This is a genomic window from Streptacidiphilus jeojiensis, from assembly GCF_042510965.1.
GTDB classification, from domain to species: Bacteria; Actinomycetota; Actinomycetes; order Streptomycetales; family Streptomycetaceae; genus Streptacidiphilus; species Streptacidiphilus jeojiensis.
Map to the genome: position 1 here is coordinate 193,513 of NZ_JBEUKS010000005.1, position 17,394 is coordinate 210,906.

15 protein-coding genes and 1 tRNA gene are annotated in these 17,394 nt (G+C 73.1%); 5 read left to right on the plus strand and 11 right to left on the minus strand.

Going from position 1 to position 17,394, the window contains the following annotated elements; translation table 11 throughout:
* Positions 1–93: 93 nt before the first annotated feature.
* From ABUW04_RS15845 to ABUW04_RS15855, 3 genes are all read right to left on the minus strand, one after another.
* Positions 94–633, minus strand: coding sequence for a winged helix-turn-helix domain-containing protein (locus tag ABUW04_RS15845; RefSeq protein ID WP_380565309.1), 540 nt, complete (start codon positions 631–633; stop codon positions 94–96).
* Between the two features lie 46 nt (positions 634–679).
* On the minus strand, positions 680–907 hold the full coding sequence (locus ABUW04_RS15850; protein ID WP_380565311.1) for a hypothetical protein: 228 nt from the start codon (positions 905–907) through the stop codon (positions 680–682).
* 80 nt (positions 908–987) lie between these two features.
* Positions 988–1,070, minus strand: a tRNA-Leu gene (locus tag ABUW04_RS15855).
* Between the two features lie 318 nt (positions 1,071–1,388).
* On the opposite strand from ABUW04_RS15855, the gene ABUW04_RS15860 reads away from it, so the two are divergent.
* Entirely contained in the window at positions 1,389–1,922 is a 534-nt protein-coding gene (locus tag ABUW04_RS15860; RefSeq protein ID WP_380565313.1) for an ATP-binding protein, read from the plus strand.
* Positions 1,923–1,966: 44 nt separating this feature from the next.
* Here ABUW04_RS15860 and ABUW04_RS15865 read toward each other — a convergent pair whose 3' ends face one another.
* Positions 1,967–3,133 carry an MBL fold metallo-hydrolase gene (locus tag ABUW04_RS15865; protein ID WP_380565314.1) on the minus strand — a complete coding sequence of 389 codons (1,167 nt, stop codon included), beginning with the start codon at positions 3,131–3,133 and terminating at the stop codon, positions 1,967–1,969.
* Between the two features lie 143 nt (positions 3,134–3,276).
* Positions 3,277–4,695: a M20/M25/M40 family metallo-hydrolase gene (locus tag ABUW04_RS15870; protein WP_380565316.1), complete on the minus strand. Its 1,419-nt coding sequence runs from the start codon at positions 4,693–4,695 to the stop codon at positions 3,277–3,279.
* Positions 4,696–4,771: 76 nt separating this feature from the next.
* On the opposite strand from ABUW04_RS15870, the gene ABUW04_RS15875 reads away from it, so the two are divergent.
* Positions 4,772–6,424, plus strand: coding sequence for an ABC-F family ATP-binding cassette domain-containing protein (locus ABUW04_RS15875; protein WP_380565318.1), 1,653 nt, complete (start codon positions 4,772–4,774; stop codon positions 6,422–6,424).
* Positions 6,425–6,463: 39 nt separating this feature from the next.
* On the opposite strand, the gene ABUW04_RS15880 is transcribed toward ABUW04_RS15875, so the two are convergent.
* Positions 6,464–7,174: a winged helix-turn-helix domain-containing protein gene (locus tag ABUW04_RS15880; RefSeq protein WP_380565319.1), complete on the minus strand. Its 711-nt coding sequence runs from the start codon at positions 7,172–7,174 to the stop codon at positions 6,464–6,466.
* Positions 7,175–7,662: 488 nt separating this feature from the next.
* Here ABUW04_RS15880 and ABUW04_RS15885 point away from each other — a divergent pair, with 488 nt between their 5' ends.
* The gene (locus ABUW04_RS15885; protein WP_051726671.1) at positions 7,663–9,291 is read left to right on the plus strand and encodes an MFS transporter; all 1,629 of its coding nucleotides are present in this window, start codon (positions 7,663–7,665) and stop codon (positions 9,289–9,291) included.
* 27 nt (positions 9,292–9,318) lie between these two features.
* Here ABUW04_RS15885 and ABUW04_RS15890 read toward each other — a convergent pair whose 3' ends face one another.
* From ABUW04_RS15890 to ABUW04_RS15905, 4 genes are all read right to left on the minus strand, one after another.
* Complete coding sequence (locus tag ABUW04_RS15890; protein ID WP_332262576.1) at positions 9,319–9,594, minus strand: isoamylase early set domain-containing protein; 276 nt, start codon at positions 9,592–9,594, stop codon at positions 9,319–9,321.
* A 243-nt stretch (positions 9,595–9,837) separates the two neighbouring features.
* Complete coding sequence (locus ABUW04_RS15895) at positions 9,838–10,239, minus strand: RidA family protein (RefSeq protein ID WP_380565321.1); 402 nt, start codon at positions 10,237–10,239, stop codon at positions 9,838–9,840.
* Positions 10,236–11,030 carry an SDR family NAD(P)-dependent oxidoreductase gene (locus ABUW04_RS15900; RefSeq protein WP_380565323.1) on the minus strand — a complete coding sequence of 265 codons (795 nt, stop codon included), beginning with the start codon at positions 11,028–11,030 and terminating at the stop codon, positions 10,236–10,238. Before ABUW04_RS15900 ends, ABUW04_RS15895 begins: the two co-directional genes overlap by 4 nt.
* Positions 11,027–12,283: an acyl-CoA dehydrogenase family protein gene (locus ABUW04_RS15905; protein ID WP_380565324.1), complete on the minus strand. Its 1,257-nt coding sequence runs from the start codon at positions 12,281–12,283 to the stop codon at positions 11,027–11,029. Before ABUW04_RS15905 ends, ABUW04_RS15900 begins: the two co-directional genes overlap by 4 nt.
* A 204-nt stretch (positions 12,284–12,487) precedes the next feature.
* On the opposite strand from ABUW04_RS15905, the gene ABUW04_RS15910 reads away from it, so the two are divergent.
* Positions 12,488–14,107, plus strand: a complete 1,620-nt coding sequence (locus ABUW04_RS15910) for an AMP-binding protein (protein WP_380565326.1) — start codon at positions 12,488–12,490, stop codon at positions 14,105–14,107.
* Positions 14,108–14,111: 4 nt separating this feature from the next.
* Positions 14,112–14,984 (plus strand): PaaX family transcriptional regulator, encoded by an 873-nt coding sequence (locus tag ABUW04_RS15915; RefSeq protein ID WP_380565328.1) that lies wholly within the window; start codon positions 14,112–14,114, stop codon positions 14,982–14,984.
* Positions 14,985–15,071: 87 nt separating this feature from the next.
* On the opposite strand, the gene ABUW04_RS15920 is transcribed toward ABUW04_RS15915, so the two are convergent.
* Positions 15,072–17,393, minus strand: a complete 2,322-nt coding sequence (locus tag ABUW04_RS15920; protein ID WP_380565330.1) for a bifunctional salicylyl-CoA 5-hydroxylase/oxidoreductase — start codon at positions 17,391–17,393, stop codon at positions 15,072–15,074.
* Position 17,394 lies beyond the last annotated feature (1 nt).

Sequence of the window (17,394 nt, forward strand, 5' to 3'; positions counted from 1 at the left end):
GGGCGGCAGCGGACAGGTGGCGCCTGCTGCCGCCGTTGACCTGGACAACTGGGGTGACGCCGCGGCGCGACCAGGTACGGGCGGTGTGCGGCGTCATCGAGAACCCGGCCTCGTCGGCGAAGACGGTCCAGGCCCCGAGCGCCGCCGCGGTTGTTCCACGGCCGGCCACGTCTCCTTCACCCACGTGGCGACCGCCTCGTCGTCGCGCTGAGTCGCCCGCCGGGCCGGGACCTGCGGCGACCAGCCGTGGCGATGCAGCAGCAGGCATACCCCGGGCTCGGTGAAGGTCTTGTGGAACATCCGCCCGATCAGGGTCTGGATCCTCGCCAGGGTCCACCGCTCGTCCGTCCACCCGTGCGCCTTCGCTCCCAGCGACAGTGCCGCCTCCAGCTTCACGAACAGCTCGTCGCTGAGCTTGGGCAGCGAAGCCGGTCCCTTGGAAGCCAGTCCGGCATCACCCTGGTCGGCCCACTCGCGGCGCCAGCGCTGCACCGAACGCACGTGGACCCGCAGTTCTTTCGCCACCTCGGCGTTGTCGCGGCCCGCCGCGAACATCTCGCCCGCCTCCAGACGGATCTGCTCGCGAAACGCCCGACGCTCAGCGGTCAGCCCGCCACCCTGCGCATACCTCATGACCGTGGTGTACCGCGACGATCACGACCTGTCAGCACACCCGACATCACGCATTAAGACTCAGTAGGGCGGTGATGATTTCGGCGTGAGGCGGATCGGCCGGAGCGGTGTCTTGGAACTCCTCGCGGGTGAAGGTCACCGGATGCTGCCCGCTCAGGTGCAGGGTGACGAGGGTGGGGGCAGGTAGGGAGCCGAACGCGGCGGGGACCACGGTGAGCGTCCTGAAGTCCGAGCGGTCCGTGGGTGCGGCTGATGCGGTCGCAGTGATGGTCATGTGGCCGTTGTCGGCCGAGACGGTGATGTCACTGAGCCCGGCCAGTCCGGCTACCAGGGCGAGGGTCTGGTAGCTCTCTGTGTCCGAGGGGGGACTTGAACCCCCACGCCCCGAAGGGCACTAGCACCTCAAGCTAGCGCGTCTGCCATTCCGCCACCCGGACCGGATGGTCAGCGCGCCGTTGCCGTCGCGGTGACAGGGGAAACAATACCAAGAAAACAGGGTGCTTCTGACCGCCGTACTGCCCGGGCCGGGCGGCTCGGAGGCGGGGTGAGCGGCGGGTCGTGAGGCGGGCTCTGCGACGGGCAGCGGTGCGGCCGGTGGCGTCGGGATGTGACGTGAAGAGACAGCGATTCGGTCGGAGCCAATCATGCCAGGGCGATAAAACGACAGTTTCCCCATAGAGCCCGACGCGGTCCGCTCCCAGGCTGTCTCATATCGGATGAGCCGATCGGCCAGCGCAGAGGATGGCGGCACAGAGATGCATGTCCGAGGAGACGTCCCTCCCGACCCCGGAATCGGCGATCCCGGCCTGGCCGGTTTCGGCGGCTCCGGCTCCGGCCCCGGATCGGCGCCCGACATCCTCGGGGTGCAGGGTGTCTGGCGGTTCGCCGCCCCCGCCGTGGACGTCTCCGTTCCGCAGGCCAGGCACGCCGTCCGGGACCTGCTGACGGCGCAGGGGCTGGGGGACCCGCTGCACGACGAGCTGCTGCAGGGGATCCTGCTGATCATCTCCGAGCTGGTCACCAACGCCGTCAAGCACGCCGCGCTGCTCTCACCGCAGATCGTGGTGGAGGTCGTGATCGGCTCCGGATGGGTGCGGCTGTCGGTCGAGGACAGCCACCCCTACCGGCCCAAGGCGCTGCAGAACGACTTCGGCCGCACCGGCGGTCGCGGGCTGCTGCTGGTGAAGGCGATCACCACGGAGGCCGGCGGGGTCTGCGACGTGGAGCGGACCGCGGACGGGGGCAAGGTGGTCTGGGCCTCCCTGCCACTGCCCGCCGGCCGGCCCTAGCCGACTGCCGCCCCGTCCGACTGCGGCCCCGTCCGGCTGCCGCCCTAGGCCACCGTCCGCCACCAGTGGTCCAGCTTCGGCGGCCGGGCCACCTCGACCCGCTCGCCGGGCATCGGCACCGCCACCCGCACCCCCCGCTCGTCGGCATCCGCGCAGAGCCGCTCCACCGGCTCCGACCATGGGTGCAGTCCGAGTACGAAGGTGCACCAGTGCACCGGCACCAGCAGCCCTGACCCGGCGTCACCGCTGCCGCGGTTGACGTCCAGATGGGTGCTGACGCCCTCCTCCGGGGTCATGTGCACCGAGCGCCAGTGGTCGCTGTAGGCGCCGATCTGAACCAGCGATACATCGAACGGGCCGTACTTCTCACCGGTCTCGGCGAAGCCCTCGAAGTACCCGGTGTCGCCGCTGTAGAAGGCGCGCTGCTCGGCGCCGATGAAGGCCCAGGAGCTCCACAGCGTGCCGTCGTTGGAGAAACCGCGGCCGGAGAAGTGCTGGGCCGAGGTGGAGACCACCCGGACGCCGCCGAGGTCCACCTCCTCCTCCCAGTCCAGCTCGTCGAAGCGCTCGGGCCCGACGCCCCAGCGCTCCAGGTGCGCACCCACCCCGAGCGGCACCACGAAGCGCAGCTCGGGCAGGGTACGGGCGAGCTCGCGGACGCTGCGCATGTCCAGGTGGTCGTAGTGGTCGTGGGAGATCACCACCGCGTCCACCCGGGGCAGGTCGCCCAGTGCGACCGGCGGTTCGTGCATCCGGCGCGGTCCCACCGACGGAGAAGGGGAGCAGCGCTCGCTCCACACCGGGTCGAGCAGGATCCGCTTGCCCTCGATCTCCAGCAGTGCGGTGGAGTGCCCGAGCCAGCTGACGGCCAGCTGCCCGTCCGACTCCCCCCGCGGGATGTCGTCATGGACCAGCGGGATCGGACCGGACGGGCGCCTGGTGTCCCGCTCCTCGCCGAAGAACATCTCCTTGAAGATCTTCCGACCCTCGGCGGCGTCCGGGCCGCCGGACAGCTCCGCCTCGTGGACGTTGTGGAAGACCCCGTCCCGATAGCGCGGTGACAGGCGCATCCGGTCCCCGCGCGCGCCCTTGGTCGGATCACCGCCGAAGGCGGCCGGCATGTCGCGCGCGGCCCAGGCGAGCGCCCCGACCGCACCGAGTGCGACCGCTCCCAGCGCGGCACCCGCCGTTCGCTTCCGCGTCCGCCCCATGAATCTGCCGCCTCTCCTGCGTCCTGCGCGTGCTTCCTGCGCGGCGGCCGGCACCCGGCCCCGCTGTCGGGCAAACGGTCGCGCGGTAGCGAAGGTTCCGGCCTGCCGACCGGGCCGCTTCCGCCGCTCCCACCCCGCCCTACTCAGGAGGTAGTGCTCAGGAAGTCGTCCAGCACCGCTGCCCCGAAGACCAGGGCGTCGGCCGGCACCCGCTCGTCGACGCCGTGGAACAGTCCCTGGAAGTCGAAGCCCGGCGGCAGCCGCAGCGGCGAGAAGCCGTAGGCCTGCACACCCAGCTCGGAGAACTGCTTGGCGTCGGTGCCGCCGGTCATCGAGAAGGGGACGACGTCCGCGCCCGGGTCGTGGGCCCGCAGGGCAGCCGCCATGGCCGCGAAGACCGGGACGTCGACCGGCGCGGTGAGCGCGGGCGACTGCTGCCGGTAGCTCCACTCGACGTCGGGGCCGGTGAGCTCGTCCAGCGCGGCCTCGAACTCGGCGGCCAGGCCCGGTCCCGGCAGGGTGCGCCCGTCGACCTCGCCCTCGGCCAGGCCGGGGATGACATTGGTCTTGTAGCCGGCCCGCAGCACGGTGGGATTGGCGCTGTTGCGCAGCGTGCCGGCCACCAGCCGCGCCGCGGCGGGGTCGAGCCGGGCCACGTAGGCGTCCACGTCGAACCCCGGGTCGTCCAGCTCCCGCTCGGTCAGCGGTACGCCGGTGGCCGCGCCGAGGGCCAGCAGCGAGGCGCGCACGGTCGGGGTGATCCGGGCCGGCCAGCGGTACGAGCCGATCCGGGCCATGGCGGCGGAGAGCCTGGTCACGGCGTTGGCCGGGTTGGGCTTGGAGCCGTGCCCGGCGGTTCCGCGTGCGGTGAGCCGCAGCCAGCCGGTGCCACGCTCCCCCGCCGCGACCGGGTAGAACCGCTGCCCGGCCGCGGTGTGCACGGTGTAGCCGCCGGACTCGCCGATCGCCTCGGTGCAGCCCTCGAACAGGTCGGCATGCTGCTTGACCAGCCAGTCCGCGCCCGCCTCGGCGCTGTCCTCCTCGTCGGCGGTGAAGCAGAGCACCACGTCCCGGCGCGGGCCGCGTCCCTCGCGCCCCCAGGCGCGGGCGACCGCGAGCATCATCGCGTCCATCCCCTTCATGTCCAGGGCGCCGCGGCCCCAGACCACGCCGTCGCGGATCTCGCCGCTGAACGGGGGGACGGTCCAGTCGGCCGCCTCGGCCGGAACGACGTCCAGGTGGCCGTGGACCAGCAGCGCGGGCAGACCGGGCTCGCTGCCGCGGATCCGGGTGACCACGTTGGCCCGTCCCGGCGCGGACTCCAGCACCACCGGCGACAGCCCGGCCTCGGCCAGCCGCTCGGCGGCGTATTCGGCGGCCGGGCGCTCGCGGCAGTCGCCGCCGCCCCGGTTGGTGGTGTCGATGCGGATCAGCTCGGAGGTGAAGCGCACCGCCTCCTCGCCGCGCAGGACCGAGTTCGTCGAGGCCGAGGTCGCAGCGGCCGAGGCGCTGCCTGCGCCGGTGGACGCCGCGCCGGTTCCGGTGGATGTCGTCGTCTCCATGCCCAGATCATGCCGTACCCGGTCAGATTCGATCACAGTCGTTCAGCGCGCGTCGCCCCGATAGGATCTGCACCTGATGACTGCCACCCTCGTCGCCAAAGACCTCACCGCCGGACACGGTGACCGTGTCCTCTTCTCCGACCTCGACCTGGTCGTCGCCCCCGGCGACGTGATCGGCCTGGTCGGTGTGAACGGAGCCGGCAAGTCCACGCTGCTGCGGATGCTCGCCGGCCTGGACGCACCCGAGTCGGGCACGCTACGGCTCAGCCCGCCGACCGCGACCGTCGGCCACCTGCCGCAGGAGCCGGAGCGGCGCCCCGGCGAGTCGGTCCGCGACTTCCTGGGCCGCCGCACCGGCGTCACCGCCGCCCAGGCCGCCCTGGACGAGGCCACCCAGGGCCTGGTGGACGGGACCCCCGGCGCCGACGACGCCTACGCCACCGCGCTGGACCGCTGGCTCGGCCTCGGCGGCGCGGACCTGGACGAGCGCGCCGAGGAGGTCGCCGCCGACCTGGGCCTGACCGTCGGCCTGGACCTGGCGATGACCGCCCTGTCCGGCGGCCAGGCCGCCCGGGCCGGGCTGGCCTCGCTGCTGCTCAGCCGCTACGACGTGTTCCTGCTCGACGAGCCCACCAACGACCTGGACCTGGACGGCCTGGAGCGGCTGGAGTCCTTCGTGGCGGGCCTCCGCGCCGGCACCGTGCTGATCAGCCACGACCGCGAGTTCCTGACCCGTACCGTCACCCGGGTGCTGGAGCTGGACCTGGCCCAGCAGCAGGTCAACCACTTCGGCGGCGGCTACGCCGCCTACCTGGAGGAGCGCGAGCGGGCCCGGCGCCACGCCCGCGCCGAGTTCGAGGAGTACGCCGACACCGTCTCCTCGCTGGAGGCGCGCGCCCGTACCCAGCGCGCCTGGATGGAGAAGGGCGTCAAGAACGCCCGCCGCAAGTCGCCCGACAACGACAAGATCGGCAAGGCGTTCCGCACCGAGTCGACCGAGAAGCAGGCCGCCAAGGCCCGGCAGACGCAGCGGCTGATCGAGCGGCTGGACGTGGTCGACGAGCCGCGCAAGGAGTGGGAGCTGCGGATGGAGATCGCCGCGGCCCCCCGCTCGGGCGCCGTGGTGGCCACCCTGCGCCAGGCCCGGGTCCAGCGCGGCGAGTTCGTCCTCGGCCCGGTGGACCTGCAGATCGACTGGGCCGACCGGGTCGCCATCACCGGCGCCAACGGCTCGGGCAAGTCCACCCTGCTGGCCGCACTGCTGGGACGGCTGCCGCTGGACTCCGGCCAGGCCTCGCTCGGTCCCGGGGTGGTGGTCGGTGAGGTCGACCAGGCACGGGGGTTGATCTTTAAAGAGCACAGCCTCGGGGAGCAGCCGCTGCTGGAGGCCTTCGGGGCGGCCGTGCCCGATCTGCCGCCCGCCGAAGTCCGCACCCTGCTGGCCAAGTTCGGGCTGCGCGCCGCGCATGTGCTGCGCCCGGCGGCGACCCTCTCCCCCGGCGAGCGCACCCGGGCGGCGCTGGCACTGCTCCAGGGCCGCGGCGTGAACCTGCTGGTGCTGGACGAGCCGACGAACCACCTGGACCTGGCCGCCATCGAGCAGTTGGAGTCGGCGCTCGCCTCCTACACCGGCACCCTGCTGCTGGTGACGCACGACCGGCGGATGCTGGAGGCGGTCGAGACGACCCGGCGGATCGTGGTCGAGGCCGGGCGGGTCAGCGCGAGCTGACCCGCCCGGCTCCGGGCCCGAAGCCGGTCCGACGTACCGTCAGCCCTCCTTGGGCGGAAGGTACTTGTAGCCGACCCGACGGACCGTCACGATCCGCTGGCGGTAGCCGGCCCCCAACTTGCGGCGCAGCCTGGCGATGTGGACGTCCACGGTACGGCCGTCGCCGATGTGGCCGTAGCCCCAGACCACGGTGACCAGGTGGTCCCGGGTGTGCACCCGGTGCGGGTTGGCGGTGAGGTGGGTGAGCAGCTCGAACTCCAGGTAGGTGAGTTCCAGCGGCTCCCCGTCGATGTGGGCGATGCGCCGGTCCGCGTCCAGGTGCAGCCCCCGGGCCGGCACCGGCTGCGGTGCCGGCCCGGCCGGCTCCGGCGTCGGCGCCGACTGCTGGACCGGTGCGGACTGCTGGACCGGTGCGGACTGCTGGACGGGCACCGACTGCTGGGCCGCACGCAGCCGGGTCACCGGCGCGACCGGGGCGGCCGCCTCGACAGCAGCGGCCCGGACGGCGTCCGGCACGGACTCGGCCGGGACCAGGACCAGGTAGCCGACCATCGGGGTGTCGCCGCCGGTGAGCGCCTCGATCCCGGCCAGGGCCGGCAGCGCCGTCTGCGGCCATGGCGCGACGACGGCGCCCTCGGGAAGCCGGAACACCCCGGCTACCTGGGCGGTGGCGGGTACCGGGCCTGGGGCGGGGATCACCGAGGTGACCGTGCGGAGGTGCGGGGTGGCCAGCGGGGAGACGTTCGACATGGCAGGACTCGCTTTCGCGCAAGCAGGGAGGGACAGCGACATGGGCGGTCGTCTGCGCGCGATGGTTCGTCCGCTTACCGGAGGGTGGGGCCGACGGCCCCGGGGCACCGCCGGTGTCGGCAGTGCCAGTTGTGCCGGATCAGTCGTGCCTGATCAGCAACCCTCGGTCTCGATGCGGACCTGCGCGCCGGTCGAACGGCGACAGGTCTCGTCGAAGTGGAACGGCTGCCGGGACGGCCAGAACGGCTCGAGGTCGAGGGCATGACGCCTCGGCCCCCCGCTCCGGGCTGCGTCCTGTGCATACGGCTCCATGGGCACCATTCAACCAGACGCCGCGACCGGCTGGACAGCACCTCCCCCATACCCACGCCGCCCATTCGGCCTCCCTTCCCCGTTCCTTTGACTTCCCTTCTTTCTGACGGTCTGTTAGAAAATGCTGCGGATGACCGCGAGGGGCCCTCCGCGACCAGCCGCCGAGGAGCCGTACCGTGACCCAAGCCCAGGTCCCCGACACCGCCGCCCCAGACCCCGAGCCACCCGCAGCTCGCCTGGAAGGGGCCTCCCGCCTGCGCATCTTCGCCGTCATCGGCGTCGTCGTGCTCTTCGCCGAGATAGCCGCGCTGCAGTACACGATGGTCGCCTCGGCCGCGCGGGACATCGCCCCGACCTTCCCGGGGGTGGGGGCCAACATCAGCTGGATGGTGATCATCTTCGGCCTGGTCGGCGGAGCCACCACCCCGATCTTCGGCAAGATGTCCGACCTGTGGGGCAAGCGCCGGATGATGCTGATCTCCGGAGCCTCCTTCGCGGTGGGCACCCTGATCTGCGCCCTCACCGGCTCCTGGGCGCTGTTCCTGGTCGGCCGCGGCCTGGAGGCGGTGGCCATCAGCGCGCCCACCGTGGCCTACGGGCTGTTCCGCGACATCCTGCCGCGCCGCTACATCCCGGCCTCGATCGGCGTGATCGCCACCGGACTGGGGATGTCCGCACTGGTCGCGCCGCTGCTGGGCGGCTGGCTGCTGGACAACTACTCCTGGCGCTCGCTGTTCTGGTTCCTGCTGATCTTCGTCGCCGTGGTCGTCCCGCTGCTGGTGCTGGTCGTCCCGGAGACCCCGCTCCGCACCCACCAGCGACTCGACCTGGGCGGCGCGGTGCTGCTCGCGGTCGGCGTCGGACTGGTGCTGCTCTACCTCTCCAACGGCGCGACCTGGGGCTGGGGCCGTCCGACCGCCTGGGGCTGGCTGGCCGGCGGCATCGCGCTGCTGCTCGCCTTCGTGGCGGTGGAGAAGCGCAGCGCCCAGCCGATCATGGACCTGGAGCTGCTGTTCTCCCCGAAAGTCCTCATGGTGCTGCTGGCCGCCCTGCTCGGCAGCATGGTGATCGGCATCCAGGGCTACTCGATCCCCTACATGCTGCAGACCCCCGACAAGGCGCACCTCACCCAGATGGTCACCGCGCAGGTGGTCGCCGCCTCGCACGGCCAGCTCACCCCGGCCCTGGTGCCGATGGTCCACCTCAGCTTCAACGGGCTGATGGCCTACGGTCTCGGCGCGACCCTGCTCGGCTACGGACTGCACTCGGCAGTCTTCTCCGGCGGCACCGGGATGCTGGCCGGCGGCGGGGCCGGCGAATGGGCGCGCAAGGTCGGACCTCGCTACCCCTTGATCGTGGCCATGGCCACCTTCACCCTGTCCTGCCTGCTCTACGCCTTCTTCTCGCACTCGGCCTGGCAGTACGCGGTGATCGCGGTGGTCTTCGGCCTCGGTTTCGGCTCCTTCTACGCCGCCGCGCCCAACCTGATCGTCGAAGCCGTCCCGGCCCGGCAGCAGGGCATCAGCGCCGGGATGCTGGGCGTGGTCAACAGCCTGGCCACCTCGGTGGGCACGGCCGTACTGACCGCCTTCCTGGCCGCCAACCCGGCGAAGTTCAAGGTCACCATCCCCGGGGTGCCCGCCTCCCTGACCGGCGGGTACAACACCCTTCCCCAGCTCTACACCGACAACGGCTACCGCGACGGGCTGCTGTTCGCGGCGGGCGCCGGAGTGGTCGGCCTGGTGGTGGCCGTCCTCATGCGGCACGGACGCCGTCCCGCCACCGGCGGCGAGGCCAGCGGCTGACCCCGATCGGCCGTAGCACTACAGCGGTCAACCGACCTTGATCAGACTGCCCTGCGGGTCGATCCGGTCCGCACTGTCGTCGTCGAACCACAGCCCGCCGGTGGCGAGGTACCGGAACCGGTGCTCCCCCGGCGGGAAGGTCAGCGTGACCGTCCTGGTCCCGTTGCGGCGACGAACCAGCTCGGCCGCGCCGGGCTGCCATCCGTTGAAGTCTCCCACCACACTCACCGTCCCGTTCGGCTCCTCCGAGCCCAGCCGGAACGTCACCCTGGTCCGTCCACCGAACAGACGGGTACGTGTCAACAACGCCGCTCACTCCTTCCCTGATGCCGCCCATGCACCCCGGCAGTCCAACCCCGCCCGAGGCGTCAGACGACAGCATGGCCGAAAGCCCGGCCGGGACGGAAGAGCCGCCCGGCGCTCGGCGCGTGATTGACAGCTAATCAGCTCCACTTGGTCAAGTCCCGGCGCCGCTCGGGGCAGCGGCCAGGTCAGTCGGCCGGGGCACTCGAACAGAACAGTCGGGCAGGACAGTCGGGCAGGACCTCAGGGCAGCACCGCGATGCCCTCCAACTCGACCAGCGCCTCGGTGTCCCACAGTCGCACGACGCCGACCAGCGCCATCGCCGGGTAGTCCCGTCCGGCGCGGTCGCGCCAGACCCGGCCGATCTCGGCGGCCCGGGACCGGTAGTCCTCCGGGTCGGTCGCATAGACGGTCATCCTGGCCAGGTGCTCCGGGCCGCCGCCGGCCGCGGCCAGCGCGGCCAGCAGATTGGCCAGCGCCCGGTCGAACTGCGCGACCACGTCGCCGGCCGCGACCACCGCACCCCCGGCGTCCAGCGCGGTCTGGCCGGCCAGGAACACCAGGGTGCCGCCGGTCGCCGTGACCGCGTGGCTGAAGCCGGTCGGCGGGGCCAGCTCGGGCGGGTTGATCCGACGCAGCGTCACGACTGGACTCCTCCTCCGTCGACGGTGAGGCCCTGACCGTTCAAGGCCTCCTGCTCCACCAGCAGCCGGACCACCGCGGCCACCTCGTCCGGGCGGACCAGCCGCCCGATCGGCTGCATCCGGGCCAGCGCGTCCCGGGCCTGCTCCTCGGTCCGGCCGGTACGGGCGACGATCGCGGCCACGGTCGCGTCGGTCATCGGGGTGTCCACATATCCGGGACAGACCGCGTTGACGGTCACCCCGCTCCCCGCCAACTCGGCCGCGGCCGATCGCACCAGGCCCAGCACGCCGTGTTTGGCGGCGGTGTAGGCGGAGACGTAGGGCTGGCCGACCTTGGCCGCGACCGAGGCGATCACCACGATCCGACCCCACCCCGCCGCGCGCATCGGCGGCAGCGCGCGGCGCAGGCAGCGGAAGGGCGCCGTCAGGTTGACGGCGAGCTGCTCCTCCCAGATCGCGTCGGTGGTCCGCTCCAACGGAGCGGAGGCGCCCACACCGGCCGCGGCGACCAGGATCTCGGCCGGACCCCACTCCCGCTCGACCCGGGCGAAGAGCGCGTCCACCTGGTCCGGACGGGTCAGGTCGGCCGGGACGGCGAGGACCGGGCCGGGCAGCGCGACGGCCGCGGAGCGCAGCGCGGCGGGATCGCGGGCGGCCAGCACCACCCGGTGACCTGCCGCCGACAGGTCCGCCGCCACGGCGAAGCCGATGCCCCGACTGCCCCCGGTGACCACGCAGATCCGGCCCGCGCCGGGCACGGCGGCGGCGGTCACAGCGGCCGCGGCGCTCACTTGTACAGCTCCCGGGCGATGATGCTGAGCTGCACCTCCGAGGCGCCCTCGTAGATCCGCGGGGCGCGGACCTCGCGGTAGAGGTGTTCCAGCAGATGGCCCCGGCGCAGCGCACGGGCGCCGTGGATCTGCACCGCGGAGTCGACCACGTACTGGGCGGTCTCGGTGGCGAAGAGCTTGGCCATGGCGGCGCGGGCGGTGGGCCCGTGCAGCCCTGTCGCCGCGTCACCGGCCGCACCGGGTGCGCCGGTTGCACCAGTTGTGCCAGTCGCACCGGCCGCGTCGTAGGCCGCAGCGGCTGCGTGGACCAGCAGCCGGGCCGCCTCGATCCGGGTCGCCATCTCCGCCAGGCGGTGCCCGACCGACTGCAGTTCGCGCAGCGGGGCGCCGAAGGCGCGGCGCCCGGCCGCATGCTCGGTGGCGGCGTCCAGCGCGGCCTGGGCCATCCCCACGGCGAAGGCGCCGACGCTGGGGCGGAACAGGTCCAGGGTCTGCATCGCCACCCGGAAGCCCCGGTCCGGCTCGCCCAGGACGTCCTCGGTGCCCACCGGCACCCCCTCGAACGCCAGGCTGCCGATGGCGTGCGGGGACAGCATCTCCAGCGGCTCGCCCGACAGTCCCGGCCGGTCGGCGGGGACCAGGAACGCGGTCACGCCGCGGGCCCCCGCGTCGGGCGTGGTCCGGGCGAAGACCGTGTAGAAGTCCGCGTCGGGGGCGTTGGAGATCCAGGTCTTCTCGCCGACCAGCCGCCAACCGCCGTCCGGCTGCGGCTCGGCCGCCAGCTCCAGCGCCGCGGCGTCCGATCCGGCGTTCGGCTCGGACAGGGCGAACGCGGCCACCGCCCGGCCCGCCGCGACCTCCGGCAGCCAGGCCGCCGTCTGCGCCGCGGTGCCGCTCTGCAGCACCGGATACGCTCCCAGCCCCTGCAGGGCCAGCGCCGTCTCCGCCTCGGTGCAGACCTGCGCCAGCGACTCCCGCAGCAGGCACAGGTCCAGCGCCGCGGCCTGCCGGGCCCCGGGACCGCCGGAAGCGCCCGGCCTGCCGGGGTTCCCAGCACTCCCACTGCCGGGGTTCCCGGGGCTCCCCGGGAAGAGCCGCGCCAGCAGCCCCAGCCGTCCCAGCTCCGCCAGCAGCGGCCGGTTCACCCGCCCCTCCGGGGCCGCCGGCACCAGCGGCAGCAGGCGCGTCGAGGCGAGGGTCCTGACCTCGGCGCAGAACGCCTGCTGGTCCTCGTCGAGCATGAACGCCGTCATCGCGGCTCCTTTCGCCTCCCCCATTCATATCGCGGATGGTTGACTGCCGTCACCAACGCGCTAGCCTGAATCCGGATCCTTCCGGTTCGGCCACGCTGAGGGGGTACTCGGGTTCGCCGAGCGGGTTCGGTTCCGGTGACGCCCACCCCCTCTGCGGTTCGCAGGGGTACGGACGTCGCGCCCCGGAGAATTGGAGTACCCGCCATGCACCTGCTCCCCTCCGCCCACGTCGACGGCTTCACGCGCGACCGGCTGCCACCCGCCGACCAGTGGCCCGAACTCCGCTTCACGCTGCCCGAACTGCGCTACCCGGACCGGCTCAACTGCGGTGCCGAACTGCTGGACCGCACCATCGACGCCCTCGGCGCGGACCGCCCGTGCCTGCGCACCGAGGACGGCGGCGGCTGGAGCTACGGCGAACTGCGCGACCGGGTCGACCGGATCGCCCGAGCGCTGGTCGGGGACCTCGGCGTGCGCCCGGGCAACCGGGTGCTGCTGCGCGGCAGCACCACGCCCTGGCTGGTGGCCTGCTGGCTCGCGGTGATGAAGGCGGGCGCGGTGGCCGTGACCGTGCTGGCCGCACAGCGCCGCTCCGAACTGGCCGCCATGGTCGACATCGCCCAGGTGCAGCACGCGCTGTGCGACAACCGGGCACTGGACGAACTGCTGCAGGTCGACGCACCGCAGCTGCGGGTCACCGGCTTCGACGAGCTGCGCACCCTGGCCGCCAAGCAGACCGGCGCCGCCTTCCCCGCGGTGGCCACCTCCGCCGACGACGTGGCGCTGATCGCCTTCACCTCCGGCACCACCGGCCGTCCCAAGGGCTGCCTGCACTTCCACCGGGACGTGCTCGCCATCGCGGACACCTTCTCCCGCCACGTCCTGCGCCCCACCCCGGACGACGTCTTCGCCGGCACGCCGCCGCTGGGCTTCACCTTCGGCCTGGGCGGTCTGGTGGTCTTCCCGCTCCGGGCCGGCGCCTCCAGCCTGCTGCTGGAACAGCCCACCCCGGCCACCCTGCCGGCCGCCATCGAACGCCACCGGGTCAGCGTGCTGTTCACCGCACCCACCGCCTACCGGGTGCTGCTGGACCACCTCGACGGGAACGACCTGACCTCGCTGCGCCGCTGCGTCTCGGCGGGCGAGAACCTGCCGGCCGCCACCTGGCAGGCCTGGTACGACCGCACCGGCCTGCCGCTGATCAACGGCATCGGCGCCACCGAGATGCTGCACATCTTCATCTCCGCCGCCGACGCCGACGCCCGACCCGGCGTCACCGGCCTGCCGGTGCCGGGCTTCCGGGCCCGGGTGGTGGACGACCGGGGCGCCGAGGTCCCGGACGGCACACCCGGGCTGCTGGCCGTGCAGGGGCCCACCGGCTGCCGCTACCTGGACGACCCGCGCCAGCGCCAGTACGTCCGCGACGGCTGGAACCTCACCGGCGACACCTACGTCCGCGACCCCGACGGCCGGTTCCGCTACCAGGCCCGCGCCGACGACATGATCATCTCCTCCGGCTACAACATCGCCGGCCCCGAGGTCGAGGACGCGCTGATGCGCCACCCCGACGTCAGCGAGGCCGCGGTCATCGGCGTCGCCGACCCCCGGCGCGGACAGATCGTCAAGGCCTTCGTGGTGCTCGCCGACGGCGTGCCGGCGGACGAGAGCACCGCCAAGGCGCTGCAGGACTTCGTCAAGGCGACCATCAGCGCCTACAAGTACCCGCGCTCCGTCGAGTTCCGCAATTCGCTGCCGCGCACCCCCACGGGCAAGCTCCAGCGCTTCAAGCTGCGGACTCCGAACCCCCAACCAACCCTAGAGTGATCGTATGACCGAAGCCGCCACCGCCGCCCCGCCCGCCGCAGCCCCCGCCGCCGCGCCCGCCCTGGGCGGCGACACCCCCGGCTCGCTGCTGGTCACCTTCTTCGGCGCGCACGGGCGCGAGCTGGGCGGCTGGATCGCCGTCGGCGACCTGATCCGGCTGATGGGGACGGCAGGACTGGAGGAGCAGCCGGTGCGCTCCGCGGTCTCCCGGCTCAAGCGGCGCGGGTTCCTGCTGGCGACCCCGCTGGGCGGCGTCGCCGGATACGCGCTGTCGGAGTCGGCCCGGCAACTGCTCGCCGACGGCGACCGCCGGATCTACGCCCAGCGCACGCCGCGGCTGGCGGACGGCTGGGTGCTGGCGCTGTTCTCCGTCCCGGAGAGCGAACGGGCCAAGCGCCACCTGCTCCGCTCCCGGCTGGCCCGGCTCGGCTACGGCACCGCGTCGCCGGGGGTCTGGCTGGCGCCCGCGCACCTGTACGAGGAGACCCGGCACGTACTGGAACGGCTCGGACTGACCGGGTACACCGACCTGTTCCGGGCCGAGCACCTGGCCTTCCAGGCCACCCCGGAGGCGGTCCGGCGCTGGTGGGACCTGCCCGCGCTGGCCCGCTGCCACGAGGAGTTCCTGGACCTGCACGAGCCGGTGCTGACCCGGTGGAACCGGCGCCGGAACCTGCCCGCCGAGGAGGCCTTCGCGGACCACCTGCGGGCGCTGGACAGCTGGCGCCGGCTGCCCTACCTGGACCCGGGGCTGCCGCCGGAGCTGCTGCCCGCCGACTGGCCGGGGGTCCGCGCGGCGCGGGTCTTCCACGACCTGGACACCCGGCTGGGCGAACCCGCCGCGGCGTACGTCCGCGAGATCGTGCAGGGCCGTTAGCAGCCGACCGGCCGTCAGGGAGCGCCGGGCCGTCAGAGGTCGCCTGGCCGTCAGAGGTCGCCTGGCCGCCAGGGATCGCCGGGCCGGCTAGGGCGCCCAGCGGCCGTGGCGGGTGCCCGGCTCTCCCTCGCGCAGCAGTTGGAGCCGGGGACGGGGCGCGTCGGTGCGGCCCGTCTGCGGCGGCCGGCTGCCGGCCCGGTACTGGACCGGCCACTGCACGCCCGGCCCCTGCCACCCCTGCTCCGCCGCCGCGTGCAGGGTCCAGTTGGGGTCGTAGAGGTGCGGGCGGCCCACCGCGACCAGGTCGGCGCGGCCGGCCAGCAGCAGCGAGTTGACGTCGTCCCAGGAGGACACCGCGCCCACGGCGAGGACCGGCACGCCGACCCGGTTGCGGATCGCGTCGGCGAAGGGGGTCTGGTAGGAGCGGCCGTAGGCGGGTCGCTCCTCGGGGCTGACCTGGCCGGTGGAGACGTCGATGGCGTCGGCGCCGTGCTCGGCGAAGGCCCGGGCGATGGCCACCGCCTCCTCGACGCCGTTGCCGCCCTCGACCCAGTCGGTGGCGGAGATGCGCACCGTCATCGGACGGTCCTCCGGCCACACCGCGCGCACCGCGTCGAAGACCTCCAGCGGGTAGCGCAGCCGGGCGTCCAGCGGACCACCGTAGCCGTCGGTGCGGTGGTTGGTGAGCGGCGAGAGGAAGCCGGAGAGCAGGTAGCCGTGCGCGCAGTGCAGCTCCAGCAGGTCGAACCCGGCCGCGGCACCCATGGTGGCGGAGCGGACGAACTGCTCGCGGACGGCGTCCATCCCGGCCCGGTCCAGCGCGCGCGGCAGCTGGTTCACCCCCGGCCGGTAGGCCAGCGGCGAGGCTGCGACCACCGGCCAGGACTCGTGGTCCGGCAGCGGTTGGTCCATCCCCTCCCACATCAGCCGGGTGGCGCCCTTGCGTCCGGAGTGGCCCAGCTGCAGCCCGACGGCGGCGTCGCTGCCGGCGTGCACGAAGGAGGTGACACGGTGCCAGGCCGCCTGGTGCTCGGGCGAGTACATCCCGGTGCAGCCCGGGGTGATCCGGCCCTCGGGGCTGACGCAGACCATCTCGGTCATCACCAGCCCGGCGCCGCCGAGCGCCCTGGCCCCCAGGTGCACCAGGTGGAAGTCGCCCGGAGTGCCGTCGGTGGCGGAGTACATGTCCATCGGCGAGACGACGACCCGGTTGCGCAGCGTCAGCCCGCGCAGCCGGAACGGGGTGAACATCGGCGGCGGGGTGTCGACGGGCTGTCCGAAGAAACTCGCGTCGGCGGTAGCGACGTACTCGGGGTCGCGCAGCCGCAGATTGCCGTGAGTGACCCGGCGGCTGCGGGTGAGCAGGTTGAAGGCGAACTGCCAGGACGGCTGGTCCAGGTACTGGGCCAGGTTCTCGAACCAGTCCAGGCTGGCCCGGGCGGCGCGCTGGGTGGACTCCACTACCGGACGGCGCTCCTGCTCGTAGGCGGCCAGGGCGTCCTCGATCCGGCCGTCGCGCTGCTCGTGCAGGCAGGCCGCCAGGGCCAGCGCGTCCTCCATGGCCAGCTTGGTGCCCGAACCGATGGAGAAGTGGGCGGTGTGCGCGGCGTCGCCGAGCAGCACGGTGTTGCCGTCCCGCCAGGTGGCGTTGCGCACGGTGGTGAAGGCGATCCAGCGGGAGTCGTTGCCGCGCAGGGAGTGCCCGTCCAGCACGTCGGCGAAGAGCTTCTCGCACTGGGCGATGCTCTGCTGCTCGTCCAGCGCGTCGAAGCCGGCCCGGCGCCAGACCTCCTCGTGCATCTCCACGATGACCGTGCTGGCGTCGTCGGAGTAGGGGTAGCCGTGCAGCTGCATCGGCCCGTGCGGGGTCTGCAGGATCTGGAACCGGAAGGCGTCCAGCACCAGGTCGGTACCGAGCCAGATGTAGCGGCAGGCGTGCTGCTGCAGGTCAGGCCGGAACACCTCCGCCGCGTCGGTCCTGGTCCGGGAGCGGACGCCGTCGGCGGCCACCACCAGGTCGTGGTTGCGGGCCAGTTCGGCCGCGGGCGGGGCCTCGGTGCCGAAGCGCAGCTCCACGCCGAGCTCGCGGCAGCGGTCCTGGAGGATGCCGAGCAGCCGGCGCCGGCTGGTGGCGGCGAAGCCGTGGCCGCCGGAGGTGAACACCTGCCCGGCGACATGCACGTCGATGTCGTCCCAGCGGGCGAACCCGGCGGCGAGGGCCCGGTGCACGGCCGGGTCGGCGTGCTCGATCCCGCCGAGCGTCTCGTCGGAGAGGACCACGCCGAAGCCGAAGGCGTCACCGGGCGCGTTGCGCTCCCAGACCGTCACCTGGTGCGCCGGGTCGAGCTGTTTGATCAGCGCGGCGAAGTACAGCCCGCCGGGGCCACCGCCGATAGCCGCGATCCGCACC

What these genes read in the sequence shown, in the direction of transcription:
- ABUW04_RS15875 (WP_380565318.1), top strand. Translation starts at nt 4,772, where the DNA reads ATGACTGCCACCCTCGTCGCCAAAGACCTCACCGCCGGACACGGTGAC.
- ABUW04_RS15905 (WP_380565324.1), bottom strand. Translation starts at nt 12,283, where the DNA reads ATGACGGCGTTCATGCTCGACGAGGACCAGCAGGCGTTCTGCGCCGAG.
- ABUW04_RS15915 (WP_380565328.1), top strand. Translation starts at nt 14,112, where the DNA reads ATGACCGAAGCCGCCACCGCCGCCCCGCCCGCCGCAGCCCCCGCCGCC.
- ABUW04_RS15880 (WP_380565319.1), bottom strand. Translation starts at nt 7,174, where the DNA reads ATGTCGAACGTCTCCCCGCTGGCCACCCCGCACCTCCGCACGGTCACC.
- ABUW04_RS15860 (WP_380565313.1), top strand. Translation starts at nt 1,389, where the DNA reads ATGCATGTCCGAGGAGACGTCCCTCCCGACCCCGGAATCGGCGATCCC.
- ABUW04_RS15910 (WP_380565326.1), top strand. Translation starts at nt 12,488, where the DNA reads ATGCACCTGCTCCCCTCCGCCCACGTCGACGGCTTCACGCGCGACCGG.
- ABUW04_RS15865 (WP_380565314.1), bottom strand. Translation starts at nt 3,133, where the DNA reads ATGGGGCGGACGCGGAAGCGAACGGCGGGTGCCGCGCTGGGAGCGGTC.
- ABUW04_RS15845 (WP_380565309.1), bottom strand. Translation starts at nt 633, where the DNA reads ATGAGGTATGCGCAGGGTGGCGGGCTGACCGCTGAGCGTCGGGCGTTT.
- ABUW04_RS15870 (WP_380565316.1), bottom strand. Translation starts at nt 4,695, where the DNA reads ATGGAGACGACGACATCCACCGGAACCGGCGCGGCGTCCACCGGCGCA.
- ABUW04_RS15850 (WP_380565311.1), bottom strand. Translation starts at nt 907, where the DNA reads ATGACCATCACTGCGACCGCATCAGCCGCACCCACGGACCGCTCGGAC.